The organism is Paenibacillus sp. Z3-2 (genome assembly GCF_054161325.1).
This window is the reverse complement of the sequence record NZ_CP096397.1, coordinates 2,641,508-2,656,073: the sequence shown is the minus strand read 5'-3', so window position 1 is coordinate 2,656,073 and position 14,566 is coordinate 2,641,508. Positions and strand designations below refer to the sequence as shown.

Here is a 14,566-nt window from a genome sequence, read left to right as displayed (position 1 = left end):
CATCACTTTAAACAGGGTCATTCCCCTATTAATTCAGCAAAGACAACGTAACCTGAATGCTCTGCTCTACAAACAAGCGCTCTGGCCCCGATTTCATCAATACAGTTAATCCAATCATGGATACAACCAGAGACTGTGCGACCGCACTCGCGTTCATGTCAGTAGACAACTCCCCGCTCTGTTGCCCCCGTTCTATCGTTTCCTTGAAAAGAACACCCAGATACATCTGATGCTCTCGTGTAAGGACAGCGAATTTGGGATCATGCGGAGCCAGTTCAACCATCGTATTAATGCAAAAACAGCCATGACTGGGCTCGGTTACACTTCCCTCTGCTCCAATATGTTCAAACAGTCCACGAAAGGCTTCTCGCACAGAGCTGCCCTGTTGAAGTCTGGCTCTGATTTGAGCCGCATGCTGAGTGGTATACCGTCGCAGCGCTGTTTCGAATAATTCCTTTTTATCCCCAAAGGCTGCATACAGACTGGGACGTTGAATGCCCATTGCAGTCGTCAAATCACTCAAAGATGCAGCTTCGAACCCCTTATCCCAAAATGTGTGCATCGCTGCATCAAGTGCTTTATCCGTATCAAATTCCCGTTGTCTAACCATACAATCCACCTCTTTATGTATCGATCAGTATTTATTATATTGTAATCTCATCCCAAGTAAGAAGTCAAAGCTAAATTAACACAGAAGTAAGTATTTTCAGACACACAGTGTAATTCAATAATTTTTTAACTCTTCACCCACTTCTCTGTTGACAGAATTCCCAGAATTAAAGTATGGTTATGCGGAATCATATCATACCAATCGGTACAAAATAGAAAGGTGAAATCCATTTATGCAAACTTCTTCTTCAGATGCACAGTTATCCAACAAAGATCGTCCCGCCATGTCAAGTTTAGTCGCTCTACTCTTTGCCGTGTGCAGCGGACTCGCAGTGGCCAATATCTATTATGCTCAGCCTTTGCTGGACTCCATTGCCCAGGAATTCGGTATCTCTCCATCCTCCATAGGGATTGTCATCACAGTAACTCAAATATGTTATGCCCTGGGGCTGTTTCTTCTCGTTCCACTTGGTGACCTCTTGAACCGCCGCAAGCTGATCATCATTCAAATGCTCTTATCCGTGCTTGCGCTGGTTCTCGTAGGAACCGCACAATCCAGTTCCCTGTTGTTCATGGGGATGGCTGTTGTTGGTTTATTAGCCGTCATTACGCAAACATTGGTTGCCTTTGCTGCATACTTGGCAGCCCCTTCAGAACGTGGCCGCATTGTCGGACAGGTAACCAGCGGAATCGTCATCGGCATTTTACTTGCACGAACTGTTGCAGGTACGCTGAACGATTGGCTCGGCTGGAGATCGGTATATCTCTTCTCTGCCAGTCTTACCTTACTCGGCATTCTTGCCCTTTTTCTTGTTCTCCCAAGGCAGCAACCCCAACGAATGAAACAAAGTTACTTCCAATTACTCAGATCTGTCTTGCTACTGTACCGTGAGTTGCCTGTATTACGAGTACGCGGTGTTCTGGCTATGCTCATTTTTACAGCCTTCAGCATCTTGTGGACTTCCATGGTTCTGCCACTAAGTAGCCCTCCACTGTCCCTGTCTCATACGGTCATAGGTGCATTCGGTCTAGCAGGAGCGGCTGGAGCACTGGCCGCTGCCCGTGCAGGTAAGCTCGCTGATCGGGGACTTGGGCAAAAAACAACGGGTATCTCTCTTGTCATTCTACTCTTGTCCTGGCTGCCCATCGGTTATGTCCATCAATCTCTGTGGTTCCTGATTCTGGGCGTTATCCTTCTCGATCTCGCCGTTCAGGCAATACATGTTACCAACCAGACCCTGATCTACGAAGTTCGTCCTGAAGCACAGAGTCGCCTGACCGCAGCTTATATGATCTTTTATTCCATTGGCAGTGCGACCGGCTCGATTGCCTCTACACAGGTATATGCATGGGCGGGGTGGACAGCTGTTTGCTGGTTAGGTGCTGGTGTTAGCGCAGCAGCCCTTCTGTTCTGGATGATCGATCGTTATATGCATCGGAATTAGCCCAACTTATTCCAGACAACTATAAAAAGGGTTGCTTATTCAATCAATCTGAATGCTGTTCAAGCATCTCTTTGAGCTTACGATTGCGGCTCTCCAGAAATGCCTGCATGTATCTCTTCAATACAAGTCGTTCGGTTGCCCATCCCAGCAATCCAAGTGGAGCTTCGAAGCGAAGGGTATCTCTCATGAAAGTCATCTGATCTCCAATTACGCTGAAATGATGTTCATGTCGCATACTCTTGAAAGCCCCTTTCTCCATCTGATCCACAAAAAGGAAAGGTCGTTCAAACTGCACAATACGGGACTTCAGCTTCTGTCTTACACCAAAATGAGTAGCCTGAAATGTAACTGTATCCCCTGCTCCAATTCTTCCTGTTGTTACTCCTGCAACTGCTCGCTCTCTCGTATGTTTCCAGACGGTCTGAGTATGTACATCAATGTCCCGGGCAGCGTCGAAGCACCGTTCAATCGAGGCATGTATCGTAATCTCGGTTGTTACTTCAATCATGGCAATCGCTCCCATAGGAAAAATATGATCTTTGCAAAGTATACTCCTGCTTTTTTGCTTGAACAACACATCATGGATGATGCAACAAAAAACGGGTCCCCTGTCTTAGTGCAGGAGGCCCGTTCTCAATATAAGTAAGGAATACAGATAATATTTAGATCAAATAAGTAATTCATCAATGGCAAGTGTACGCTCTTTGGAGAGATCACGATATTCCTCAGACTCTACTTTGATGAGCGGTTTGAAAATATCAGATGTATTGTTCATGACAATAACACCTTTTTCTCCGTTGCTGAGTAAAACCTGTTTACCAATGAAATTAGGAAGCAAATGTTGCATTAATGCCTGAACCGGCTTTTCATTCAATTTACCAAATCCCATACCATAGATATCTCTAAGGTTGTTGATCAGGTTCGGATTGCTGCCTCCGTGATTCCCGGATCTCATGCCAATATAGATATCGGCTACAGATACAATCTGGGTGTAGGGATGAATCTCTTCTTTTTTCAATTGCATCGGATAACCGGAACCATCTTCCCGCTCGTGATGCTGCAGGGCAACCAATGCCGTCGCTTCATCCGTCATGGAATTTTTGATAATATCATGGCCATAGATCGTATGACGTTGCATTTCAAGCTGCTCATCAGCCGTCAACGGTTCTGTCTTGTTACGGATCCGGTGGGATACTTTGCACTTTCCGATGTCATGCAGATAGCCACCACGACTAATCTGATAACTTTCCTTCTGAGAATACCCAAGCCAGTTCGCGAGGTAGAAGGACAACAATCCTACCTGGATTGAATGTGTATAGTTATTCACGTCATCCCGCTCCAGCATCATCAGGAGATGAACCACATCTTTCTGCTCATCCAGTCCCTCAACCATCGGTTGCAGTGCGTCATCCACCATGGTGGCGTTGAACTTGCCAACGGTCAGAGCTTCAAGAAAAGCATTTTGATAATTATGTACTGTCTGAATAAATTGGGACTTCATCTCTTCTTCAGGCGGCTCTTCCTTGGTGCTTGTGGTTGACCCGGAAGCATGCTTTGCCGCTGCAGCAAAAAACTCGGCCTCAGTAATTTCCTCTTCGCGTGATTCAATATCTACATAATCTACACGGTGCTGCATGAGCAAGGAGATATCCTCACTTTTGATTACAGTCCCCTTCCCGAGAACGTGTAATCCTGCATCGCTGAATGTATCTGCAGTCAGACGGTCTCCGTCTTGCAGGTTCATAATATGGATTCTCAAATCGGTATTCCCCCTGAACAATTCATTATAGTAACAGCACCCAATGGATCGGGTCCACAAAAATACCTATACTTCTTTATATCGTTATAATTCTTCATTTCATACATAGTTCAAACGACCTTAATCGCGAAGGTAAATACGAACATATAAGACTTTATCCTCACTCCTGAATCCAAATTAGTCCCGGTTTTGAACATGTAGACACTTTTTGGTGTCTATTGACTGGATCAGAGTAAGCAAAAGAAGTCCAAACACTTCCGTTTGAACTTCTTACAACATCCCAAAATTAGATTTTAATTGATTCCAGACTTGCTCCTTTAACAAATAAACGTTCAATACTCTTCTCCACCGAAGCATCGGGGATCAGCGGCGGTGCCTGGTGCGGTTTGGTGCGCGCATCAATAATAATCTGATCACAGCCCCAGTGTTTGTGGTCATACCCGCTATTCACTCCATACATGTCATGTGAAGGGTTGCTGCGGGTAAACGTTGCCCACAAGAAGTTGCTGAGGTTAGCACTCAGGAACGAACTGTCATCACAGAGAATGATCATCGGACATGAGTCCAGACCTCCCTGCTCCTTCAATAGAGATGTGAATGCCTTCATCTCCTGTGCTGTATCCGTATAACTCGTGAAGGCCGATGTCTGGATCGAAACAATCCCTGGCATGATGAGTTGCGGATTTTCATAACCGCGAATGTTCTTCAAAGACTCTGGCACATCCGTGCACAGATCCCGAACCTTGTCGCCATACGCTGCAAAAACAACCTTGCTACCGCTGTTCAGCCCGGTACCCGAGTAATCCAGTGTATCAATCGTCGTATGCGTATAGAAATGAATATCCCGTTGCATATCCATGCGCTCCAAGATATAGGTCAGGAATTCAACTTCCTTATGGGTGTCCAAAGGCTGCTGATCCTCAGCAGTAATAAACAGGTACTTCGCCAAACTGAGCTGACCCGTACCCAAAATGCGATTGGCAATCGTAAGCAACTCTGTCGGCTGCTTCACGGCCTGATAAGGCGTGTAACGTTCACTACCAATAGCGAACAGCAACGGATGCACTCCGGCTGCATCGACTGCATGCACTTCTTTGACGCCCGGAATCTCCTGTTTGATCGCGTCTCCTGTAATCTCATGTATCAAATCACCAAACGCTGTATCCTCTTGCGGTGGACGACCCACAACCGTAAACGGCCAGATGGCATTAGGTTTGGCATAGACTTTATGCACTCGCATTAACGGGAATTCATGCGTCAGACTGTAGTATCCCAAGTGATCACCAAACGGGCCTTCAGGCTTCGTCTCGCCTGGGTAGATATCACCCGTAATGACAAAATCGGCATCATTGCTGATGCAATATCCATCCTTGTAACTGTACCGGAAGCGACGTCCTGCGAGCAGGCCGGCAAATGTCATCTCACTGAGTCCTTCAGGCAAAGGCATAACCGCGGAGAGTGTATGTGCCGGTGGACCCCCGATGAAAATGCTGACTTTCAGTGGTTCTCCCTTTTTGACCGCCTTGGCTTGATGTATACCAATTCCGCGATGAATCTGATAGTGCAATCCAATTTCCTTGTTCATTTCAAAATCATTGCCATCCAGTTGAACCCGGTACATCCCCAAGTTTGAATTCATAATTCCTGGTTTGTCCGGGTCTTCCGAATAAACCTGTGGTAGCGTCACAAATGCTCCACCATCCATCGGCCAGTGCTTGATTAGCGGCAGGTCCGAAATTTGAATCTCTTGAGCAGACACGGGTAGACTAATAGACTTCTGTTTCGGCAAAGCTTGCCATGCAGCCAGACCTGTGCGGACATGCTGAAATGGCGTCTTAAGCGCCTTCATGGGATCGTCACGAACAGCCATCACCCGTTGTACGCCTTCGAGCGTACCACGGAACATGAATTTGCTTCGTTCCACCGTGCCGAACAGATTCGATACGGCCTGGAACTTCGAGCCTTTTACATTTTCGAATAACAAAGCCGGGCCTTTAGCCTCGTGCACTTTCATATGGATCGCTGCCATCTCCAGATGAGGATCAACCTCTTCTTTGACCCGAATCAAATGACCATGCTGCTCCAGATCGTTAATACAATCTTCCATATTGCGATATTTCATTGAATGGCTCCATTCTCTATATGATTAAATTTAATTAAGTTCATAGATTCACATAACGTCTCTTCTATATTATCAAAAGATCCGTGGCTAAACAAAACTATATATGAAAATCTATCGCCTAGACAAATATCAAAAAAAGCAATATGGTAGCAATCTGAATCCTGAACTCACAGGGACCGATTGTTTCCATATTGCTGCTCTCTATTATGGCTTGCCTTAAGATTTAATGACCGATCTGGGAATCGTGACAATAAATTGCGTACCTTTTCCTACTTCGCTCTCGACATCAATTGTACATTGATGCAATTTCAGAATTTTAATGACAATGGATAACCCTAACCCGTTACCTCGAAGCGAGCTGCTTCGCGCTTTGTCCACCATATAGAACCGATCAAAGATATACGGAAGGGCGTCCTCAGATATGCCTTGTCCAGAATCTCTAATCAGCACCTTCACAAATGAAGATGACGTCTCAATTTCGACATGAATGGTACCCTGTGAACCAGTGTACTTGATCGCATTGTTTATTAAATTCTGCCAGACCTGATCAAACAAATCCTTGTCCACTGTGATCTCGCAGGGCAACAAGTCCAGTTCGATCTGTATGTCCTTCGGCGCCCACTGAGGCTCCGCCAATAGGATCGCCCTTCTTAATTGTTCATCCAATTGGAATGTGGTGAGATGAACCGGATGATGCTCCGAATCTAGCGAGGCTAGCCGAAGCAGATTATCACTGAGCCTCGATAAGCGCAGCGTTTCCTCATAGATGATATCCAGATGTTCTTTCTGCTCTTCTAATGGAATAACGCCGTCTTGCAGCGCTCTGGTAAACCCTCTAATCGATGTTAGCGGAGACTGCATTTCATGAGAGACGTTACTGACAAAGTCATCACGAACAGAATCTATTTTCTGCAACTCACTAGCCATATGATTAAAACTCTCCATCAGTTCGCCAAACTCATCCTGTTTATTATGTTTTAACCGCACCGAAAGATCCCCTGATGACATCTCCTTCGCGGCAACGGTTAACCTCTTAATCGGTTTCACAATGTATCCTGACATAAACAGGATTAATAAACTCCCAATGATCAGAACCGTTAACAATGAAGTTAAGAGCGTGTTTCGCAGCGTATGAAAAAGAGAGGAAAAATCGCTTTGAATCAGAAATTTGCCTATCCCCTCGTTCGTTCCGGGAACACCTATGGTCGCAATGCCATCTTTACTGGATAGAAACATAGCATCGGTTGTACCCTCCTCAAATAACGAATGAACTTTGTCCTCTGCCAAGGAAGATAACACTTCACTTTGTTCATTCACCGGAGTAATGTTCAAGCCGTACCGGGCAAAGATATCCATGCTTGATTTCACTTTTTCCGGATCATCGATCAGGTTAATCAGTGCAGCGATGTCTTCAGCAAAAGTAACCATAAAACGATTCGGCGTTTTCTCTTGGGACCCGCTATTCAGCATAAAGGAGAGAATCAAACTCACCAGAACAATTCCGATAAACGTAGCTACGATTCGAAGTCGCAGGCTTTTCCTCAACATCTTCATGTACGCTCCAGCCGATATCCAAGACCTCTGATCGTCGAAATCGACAGTTCAGTTACAGGTTCCAACCGTTCCCTTAACCGTTTGACATGTACGTCAACCGTACGCTCATCACCTTCGTAATCCATGCCCCATAAATCATCTATAAGCTGTGTACGTGTGAATATTTTCCCTGGCGAGCTTGCCAGAGAAAATAACAATTCACATTCCTTCTTTTTCAATTCGATGGTTCGCCCGTCGGCAGCGACCATCAGATTGCCCAAATCAATGGTTACACCGCCGATCTGAATGATGTTCGATGCACTTTTGTTATATCGTTTCAGTAATGATTTCACACGCAGGATTAATTCCACTGGATCAAAAGGTTTAACGAGGTAATCGTCTGATCCTGCATTAAATCCTCTGACTTTGTCCTTGGATTCTCCCTTGGCAGTCACCATCAGGATCGGAATATCCAGGTAAGATCGGATATCTTCCGTCAGTTCAATGCCGTCTATTCGCGGCATCATTACATCGACAATCGCCAGATCAACTTTCGTATGAGAGAGAATATCTAACGCCTCTCGACCGTCTGGTGCTTCCAGCACGGAAAATTGATTTTTTTCAAGATAGATTCGGATTAATTTGCGGATATGGGAATCATCGTCCACCACCAGAATTGTGTTCATGTGTCCATTATCCTTTCCGCAACTGGGTTTATTCGTATCGTAAGGATTCCATCGGGTCCAGCTTCGCAGCTTTTGATGACGGCATCAAACCGGCAACAATACTAATCGCTGTACTTACTACGATACCGAACAAGATATAATATCCCGAGAGATTAATCAATTTTGCCCCAAACGCATTGTCCAATAGAATATTTAACACATAACTAATGATCACTGCAAAGATTACCGCAATAATACCACTAAATAAGCCTAATAAAGCAGATTTGGAGAAGAATATTCGCTTGATATCCTTCTTTCTCGCTCCAATCGCCCGAAGAATTCCGATCTCCTTCGTCCGTTCCACGACACTAATATAGAGTACAACCAATATCATGATACCCGATACGATCAACGAAATGCCTGCAATACCAGCGAGTACAATCGAAGCCATACTTACATATGTCGTGATATTCTCCATGACCTTGGCCATTTGAGAGCCTGCGAAGCCAGCATCAACAGCAGCTTCATTGATATCATTTACATATTTCATATCAGTTGCATAGGCGTTAACCTGAATCGGTCCAATTGTTATTCCTTTGTCCATATACATCTGCTCCAACGTCTCTGATGAAATGTATCCTGGGGATTGTTGCATTGGAGATCGTTGATCTGCTGCTTCATAGACCCCTGAGATGGTTACTTCTTTCTCCAAAGTTACTGGTTTATTTTTGCCATCCATCTCATTGATATATAGAAACACAGACTTGCCGATCATCGATTCAGCCTGGTCATTTCCGCTTAATTGTTTCGCCGTATCCAGAGGTAACAACATCTGATTCTCTACCGGCAGAACCCCCGTTGTCATCAACGCTGGATCAAAAGTATCTGTTAACGTTGTTAGCTGCGTGAGTCCCACACTTTGTTCTTCATTCACCATCGTGGATTTGCCTGTAATGGTCGTGATCGTCTCTACATAATCCACATTAGGAAAATTGCGAATCGTCTCAATATCAGCTTCTGTGAATGGTTTACCTGGCGCCATCAAGGCCTCGGGGCCTTGCATGTCCTTCGCTTCTTCACTCGGCTTTGTTATATCCACAAGCAAAGGGTCCATACTTGAATTGATCTCGTCATTCATATACGTTGTTATACCATTCCCCAAGGAGAGCATCAGGAGAACACTTAATATACCTATAGATCCACCCAAAGCGACCAGGACATTACGCTTGGCGTTGAGTTTCATATTTTTAAGTGCCATCTTAAATGAAGCAAGCAAGCCCAGGCTCCGGGAAGAATCCTGACCACTCTCGTAAACAGCCGTTGAAGGATCTTTCAGGTGAATATCATCACTAATGCGCCCCTCTTCAACCTTCACAATACGTGTACCTGAGTCAGCGACTTTCTGCGAGTGAGTTACGGCAATCACCAGCATACCCTTTTTGGCTATGCTGTCGAGCAGAGCGAGGATTTGATCTCCGTTCTCCTTATCCAGAGCACCCGTCGGTTCATCTGCGAGAATAATATCCGGATTGTTGGATAAAGCCCGTGCAATGGAAACCCGTTGCTTCTGACCTCCAGATAGCTGGTTGGGACGTTTATTCAGATGATCCTTCAGTCCGACCTCCGTTAATATATCAACGGCACGTTGGTTCCGCTCCTTCTCATTTGTATCCGTCATTTGCATCGCAATGGTAACATTTTCGAGGACAGACAGATGCGGGATCAGATTGAAATTTTGAAAGACAAAGCCGATGTTATTCTTCCGATAATCATCCATTTCCTTCTCCGTCATGGCACTTAAATTCTTGCCACGAACAACGACATCCCCTTCATAATCGGAGTCCATCCCACCAATGATATTCATCAGCGTTGACTTGCCACAGCCAGATTCGCCAAGGATCGAGACGAACTCACCCGTCTCAAAACTCAGGTTCAAACCGTGGAGTACCGGAACTCTTTCTTTTCCATATAAGGTGTATGATTTCTTCACATTTTTCACTTCTAGTATTTTCATAAGAATCTCTTCCTCTCCTGATCATGCACGATATCTATCTATTTGATGTTCATATCGTAACAAATCAGTATGAACTGATAATGAACTGGACAGGTTCCTGAGTATCTCCTTATATGCGGAAAAACACCCACGACTTGCTTGTACAGAATCAATTCAAGGACGTGTAGGTGCAAAACAACCCGAATCCTTATACACAAGGACTCGGGTTATCTTATTTTGTTATCGAATTTGATTATATAAGTTGAACTAATCATTTACACGATAACGGAGAGGACAGAAAAAACCTGAAAAAGCGAAGTTGGAGATAACAGCGATTGGAAGGTTATTCTGTCATCAGCTTGCCATCATCGCCGATGCACCCGGCTCAGCTGCCCATGCCTGTACTTTAGCACTACCGCTACCTCTAAAAATTAAATTCCCTCAACAATCCGTTTAGCTCTAACCTTCACCTCACGGTATAGTTCTTCCTCATCGATCGTGAGCAGCTTTCTGCCTCTCATGAGGATCTGGCCGTTCACTATCGTGGTGTCCACGTCTGCCCCATTTACACTGTAAGCCAGTAACGATTCTATCTGATGTACCGGTTGAAGATGTGGTTTCGCCAGATCGATCAGGATTAGATCGGCTTTGCGCCCTGCTTCCAACACACCAACTTCATGCTGTAATGCAAGCAAATTAGCACTCCCGCATGTTGCCATGCGCAGAACTTCCTTGGCTGGCAGACGGGTGGGGTCGTTGTAATCCAGCTTTTGCAGCCACGTTGCAGCTTTGATCTCCTCGAACATATCCACGGTTGTGGCACTTCCCGCTCCATCCGTTCCGATTCCAACATGGATCCCCTGTGCCATCATCTCCGTAATGGGAGCAATTCCACACCCCAGCTTCAGATTACTAACCGGATTGTGTGCTATCCCGCCACGCATGCCCTTCAACCTGCCGATGTCCCTTCGATTGAGGTGAACGCCATGTGCAAGCAGCACATGTGCCTGTTCGAACATACCCGCTTCCTCCAAATACTCCGTCGGTGTCATGCCATAGCGCTCGCGAATCTTCACGACTTCTTCCTTCGTCTCAGCCAGATGAATATGCAGAGGGATATCCTCCGTGACAGCCAGAGCAATGACTTCACGTAGCGGCTCTACAGAACATGTATAGGGTGAGTGGGGTCCATACATGGTTGTAATTCGCCCATCGGCCGCTCCAGACCAGCGTTGCACAAGATCAATCGCCTCCTGCAACCTGCGTCCCCCATCATCCTCCATGAATACCATCCCACGTGTAAGCGATGCACGCATACCCGTTTGCTTAACCGCTTCTGCAATCTCATTCATATGGATATACATATCCGCAAAAGCAGTGGTACCCGAACGGATCATCTCCGCGATGGATAACGTGGCTCCCCAATAGATGTCTTCCGGGTTCATCCGTGCTTCGGCAGGCAGCATTTTGCGTTCAAGCCAGTCCATCAGCTTCAGATCGTCCGAGAATCCCCGGAGCAGACTCATCGGTGTATGTTGGTGGGCATTAATCAGACCCGGCATGGCAACTTTATTGCGGCCATCGATAATCTCATCTTCAGGCTGAGGAGGAATGTGATTCGCAATCTGTATAATGCGATCTCCTTCAACACGAATATCCCCCGTAAAGGGGGCATCGGCATCTTTCATCGTTAGGATCGTAGCTTGCTGAATCAATATACTCATTACATTCACGGCTCCTCTGGATTGGTTATCGTTCCTTCCATACCCGAGGATAAGCCTTTACGTAACGGCAAGGTCAAGTCATTTTAATTTTTGGATCGTCATATTTCTGAAACTTTGTATAAAAGGTTTGGGGTCGATTTCTACCATATATGGGTATACTCCTGTGCTCGTGTGCAGATAGAAAAATCCACCTGCATCACCCATACGGCGAAATGACATGTCAAACACTTCCGTGATGTTGAACTCGCGGTATTTGGTCACGATTTTATCTGAATACAGAATCATGGAGCGGGCATTCATCTCAATCTCTTGGGCGAGACCCGTCACTTCTCTCTGTACTTTGTAATAAGGTAATACAGCAACGCAGTTCATGATCTCCCTCCATTCATGCCATCATTATTGTTCCATCATAGCAGATCAGAGGGTCCTAACAAAAGAAATGAAATCAAGTGATCGTGGTCGTCACGCTTAGCGGCGTAGGAAGTGCATCCTGAATGTCCTGCAAAGAGAGACACTGTTCAATATGAAACACACCATGAGGTAACTTTGACTCTTTTCTATATACGCGTTCGGCCACAGCTGCTGCCACGGCCGCTGTCGCATCTGCTTCCTTGTCACCAACGAGTAGTTGTTCGACGCGGACTTGCTCACCATTTTCCCAACCTACGGCATCGACCTTGACCGCATGCATTGGCTCTCCTCCGGGAATAAGGCCAAATGCCTTGACTGTTCCATTGCGAATAGACGGGATGCGGAGCAAGGAAAACAATCCTACACGTTTGGAAAGCGCCATGGAACTTGTAATCCAGCGTGAGTCCAGACAGAGTCTGGTAGATACGGTTGGAATACGTAACGTTCGAGCAACCACGTGCTGATCGGAAAAGTTAAATCGGTATGCCTTCCGATTTCCCAGTTCCGCTCCAAAATCAATCCTTTTCCCATCTCCGAAACTTTGTACCTCAGTAGGCTTGCCTTTTTGCATCATGCCAGTCTCATGCAACAGCTCAGGGGACCGGACCAGATTGCCATCCGCCTGGAGCAGGCAATGCCGCAGGATTTGCTGCCCTTACTCGCCGAGAGCCATGGATTATCCAGTCGAGAACGGGAACTGCTCGGTTATGTACTACGCAGCTATTCTTCCAAAGAGATTGCTGCCACGATGCATATTGCTGTCTACACGGTTCAGGATCATCTGAAATCCATTTTTGCCAAAACCAAAGTAGCGTCACGTCGCGAGCTCATCTGGTATTTCGTATCTCGTTTCCAGCTGTCGGATGAGCCCTCCATATAACATGAAAGATGAACAACTGCTCAACACTACGAGTAAAAAAATTCTTTTATACAGCAAAAAAGAAGCCAATCCTGAAGGATCGGCTTCTTTCTTAGGCTTTTGCTACGTATAACACGTTCGTTTTGCTAAATATATTCACGATACCGTGATTACGTCCATATCATATCCTACGACTTTGCTGGTTTCGAAGAAGATTTGGATGCGCCAGTTTTTTTATTCTTTTTCTTACTCACTTCCACAACTACAGGTTCCTGCGGGTGTTCTACCGGGTACATTTTGCGGAACAATAACGTCTGTAGTACCAGGAATGAACCCCCAACTGTCCAGTAGAGCGGCATGGCTGCCGGGGCTGATAGAGAAAAGAATGCCATCATCAATGGGGAGAGATATCCCATGATGGCGAACTGTTTTCGCTGCTCAGGCGCCATGTTGGCTTGTGATACCTTGGCTTGAATCAGATAAATGACCGCGACAACTACTGCGAGTACATAATCCGGTGCTCCCAGTTTGAACCATAAAAACGAATGGGAGGACAGTTCCGGTGTAAGTCGGATGGCTGTGTAAATCCCGGACAGAATAGGCAACTGAATGAGCATCGGCAAACAACCGATATTCAGCGGATTAAACTTATGTTTCTTGTATAGTTCCATCGTTTCCTGTGACAGCTTTTGCTTATCAGCAGGGTCATTTTTGCCTTCATATTTTTTCTTGAGCGCATCCATCTCGGGTTTCATGGCGTTCATGATAACTCGGGTCCCCTGCTGGGACTTGGCTTGACGCATCATCAATGGCAACAGTGCTAGACGAATGACAAGCGTAATTACAATAATCGCGATCCCGTAGCTTCCACTAAATATGGTGGCAATGTGCTGAATCAGGTACGACAGTGGAAATACGATATAGTGATTAAAAAATCCCGGTGTCGACGAAGTAATCTCCGACACGTTGTTGCTGCATCCGGCAAGCAGCATGACTGCAAACAATATAGCAATCAGGCCATAAATCCGTCCCTTGCCCGATCTAAAAGTGAATCCCTTGTTGGTCTTATTTTCCATATATATCCTCCCCGTTGATTTGTTGACCAATCGTTCAACGAGGAATGACAATCTGAATCATCTTCATCGGGCGCTTCTCTTCGTCTGATCATGCGACTCCAGACTTCCTGTCTGTGTTGTCTGTCCAAACACAATGCAGGAAGTACTGGTTCAAGTCCACCACCGGCGCCACCTTCCATCCAATACTCGGTCATACCACAGTGAAGATGAGCGATATAGGCATAACTGACGGTGACGATGAGTCCTATCGAGAATAAATACGGTAATAATTCCTGAAGTTCAAACAAGGGATTCACCCCCTTTATAGGTTATTTTTTATATTATAACACTTACATATTGCTTTTGCATAAATCCGTGCTTGAAAACAGCG

The 14,566-nt window shown here is 45.6% G+C and carries 13 protein-coding genes; 2 read left to right on the top strand and 11 right to left on the bottom strand.

All coding sequences use genetic code 11. The annotated features are described in order from the left end of the window. Nucleotides 1-28: 28 nt before the first annotated feature. Complete coding sequence (locus M1D71_RS12070; RefSeq protein ID WP_458126630.1) at nt 29-610, bottom strand: TetR/AcrR family transcriptional regulator; 582 nt, start codon at nt 608-610, stop codon at nt 29-31. Between the two features lie 232 nt (nt 611-842). Between M1D71_RS12070 and M1D71_RS12065 the strand changes: the two genes are divergently transcribed. Next, nucleotides 843-2,054 (top strand): MFS transporter, encoded by a 1,212-nt coding sequence (locus M1D71_RS12065; protein ID WP_458126629.1) that lies wholly within the window; start codon nt 843-845, stop codon nt 2,052-2,054. A gap of 43 nt (nt 2,055-2,097) precedes the next feature. On the opposite strand, the gene M1D71_RS12060 is transcribed toward M1D71_RS12065, so the two are convergent. From M1D71_RS12060 to M1D71_RS12020, 9 genes are all read right to left on the bottom strand, one after another. Then, a complete protein-coding gene (locus tag M1D71_RS12060) occupies nt 2,098-2,562 on the bottom strand; it encodes an SRPBCC family protein (RefSeq protein WP_458126628.1) in 465 nt (154 codons plus the stop codon). A gap of 159 nt (nt 2,563-2,721) precedes the next feature. Continuing rightward, nucleotides 2,722-3,813 carry an HD-GYP domain-containing protein gene (locus M1D71_RS12055; RefSeq protein WP_458126627.1) on the bottom strand — a complete coding sequence of 364 codons (1,092 nt, stop codon included), beginning with the start codon at nt 3,811-3,813 and terminating at the stop codon, nt 2,722-2,724. Between the two features lie 286 nt (nt 3,814-4,099). Then, nucleotides 4,100-5,935 (bottom strand): UbiD family decarboxylase, encoded by a 1,836-nt coding sequence (locus M1D71_RS12050; RefSeq protein WP_458126626.1) that lies wholly within the window; start codon nt 5,933-5,935, stop codon nt 4,100-4,102. Nucleotides 5,936-6,151: 216 nt separating this feature from the next. After that, nucleotides 6,152-7,483 carry an ATP-binding protein gene (locus M1D71_RS12045; protein WP_458126625.1) on the bottom strand — a complete coding sequence of 444 codons (1,332 nt, stop codon included), beginning with the start codon at nt 7,481-7,483 and terminating at the stop codon, nt 6,152-6,154. Between the two features lie 2 nt (nt 7,484-7,485). Further along, nucleotides 7,486-8,154, bottom strand: coding sequence for a response regulator transcription factor (locus tag M1D71_RS12040; RefSeq protein ID WP_458126624.1), 669 nt, complete (start codon nt 8,152-8,154; stop codon nt 7,486-7,488). 28 nt (nt 8,155-8,182) lie between these two features. After that, entirely contained in the window at nt 8,183-10,147 is a 1,965-nt protein-coding gene (locus M1D71_RS12035) for an ABC transporter ATP-binding protein/permease (RefSeq protein ID WP_458126623.1), read from the bottom strand. 410 nt (nt 10,148-10,557) lie between these two features. Further along, a complete protein-coding gene (locus M1D71_RS12030) occupies nt 10,558-11,850 on the bottom strand; it encodes an amidohydrolase (protein WP_458126622.1) in 1,293 nt (430 codons plus the stop codon). Nucleotides 11,851-11,928: 78 nt separating this feature from the next. Further along, complete coding sequence (locus tag M1D71_RS12025) at nt 11,929-12,222, bottom strand: hypothetical protein (RefSeq protein ID WP_458126621.1); 294 nt, start codon at nt 12,220-12,222, stop codon at nt 11,929-11,931. A gap of 73 nt (nt 12,223-12,295) precedes the next feature. Continuing rightward, nucleotides 12,296-12,835, bottom strand: coding sequence for a hypothetical protein (locus M1D71_RS12020; protein ID WP_458126620.1), 540 nt, complete (start codon nt 12,833-12,835; stop codon nt 12,296-12,298). Here M1D71_RS12020 and M1D71_RS12015 point away from each other — a divergent pair. Beyond that, nucleotides 12,827-13,141, top strand: coding sequence for a helix-turn-helix transcriptional regulator (locus M1D71_RS12015; RefSeq protein ID WP_458126619.1), 315 nt, complete (start codon nt 12,827-12,829; stop codon nt 13,139-13,141). The two genes, M1D71_RS12020 and M1D71_RS12015, sit on opposite strands and share 9 nt — an antisense overlap. A gap of 167 nt (nt 13,142-13,308) precedes the next feature. Here M1D71_RS12015 and yidC read toward each other — a convergent pair whose 3' ends face one another. Continuing rightward, nucleotides 13,309-14,196: a membrane protein insertase YidC gene (gene yidC / locus M1D71_RS12010; protein WP_458126618.1), complete on the bottom strand. Its 888-nt coding sequence runs from the start codon at nt 14,194-14,196 to the stop codon at nt 13,309-13,311. Nucleotides 14,197-14,566: the final 370 nt, after the last annotated feature.

What these genes read in the sequence shown, in the direction of transcription:
- M1D71_RS12050 (WP_458126626.1), bottom strand. Translation starts at nt 5,935, where the DNA reads ATGAAATATCGCAATATGGAAGATTGTATTAACGATCTGGAGCAGCAT.
- M1D71_RS12025 (WP_458126621.1), bottom strand. Translation starts at nt 12,222, where the DNA reads ATGAACTGCGTTGCTGTATTACCTTATTACAAAGTACAGAGAGAAGTG.
- M1D71_RS12035 (WP_458126623.1), bottom strand. Translation starts at nt 10,147, where the DNA reads ATGAAAATACTAGAAGTGAAAAATGTGAAGAAATCATACACCTTATAT.
- yidC (WP_458126618.1), bottom strand. Translation starts at nt 14,196, where the DNA reads ATGGAAAATAAGACCAACAAGGGATTCACTTTTAGATCGGGCAAGGGA.
- M1D71_RS12020 (WP_458126620.1), bottom strand. Translation starts at nt 12,835, where the DNA reads ATGATGCAAAAAGGCAAGCCTACTGAGGTACAAAGTTTCGGAGATGGG.
- M1D71_RS12030 (WP_458126622.1), bottom strand. Translation starts at nt 11,850, where the DNA reads ATGAGTATATTGATTCAGCAAGCTACGATCCTAACGATGAAAGATGCC.
- M1D71_RS12065 (WP_458126629.1), top strand. Translation starts at nt 843, where the DNA reads ATGCAAACTTCTTCTTCAGATGCACAGTTATCCAACAAAGATCGTCCC.
- M1D71_RS12060 (WP_458126628.1), bottom strand. Translation starts at nt 2,562, where the DNA reads ATGATTGAAGTAACAACCGAGATTACGATACATGCCTCGATTGAACGG.
- M1D71_RS12070 (WP_458126630.1), bottom strand. Translation starts at nt 610, where the DNA reads ATGGTTAGACAACGGGAATTTGATACGGATAAAGCACTTGATGCAGCG.
- M1D71_RS12045 (WP_458126625.1), bottom strand. Translation starts at nt 7,483, where the DNA reads ATGTTGAGGAAAAGCCTGCGACTTCGAATCGTAGCTACGTTTATCGGA.
- M1D71_RS12040 (WP_458126624.1), bottom strand. Translation starts at nt 8,154, where the DNA reads ATGAACACAATTCTGGTGGTGGACGATGATTCCCATATCCGCAAATTA.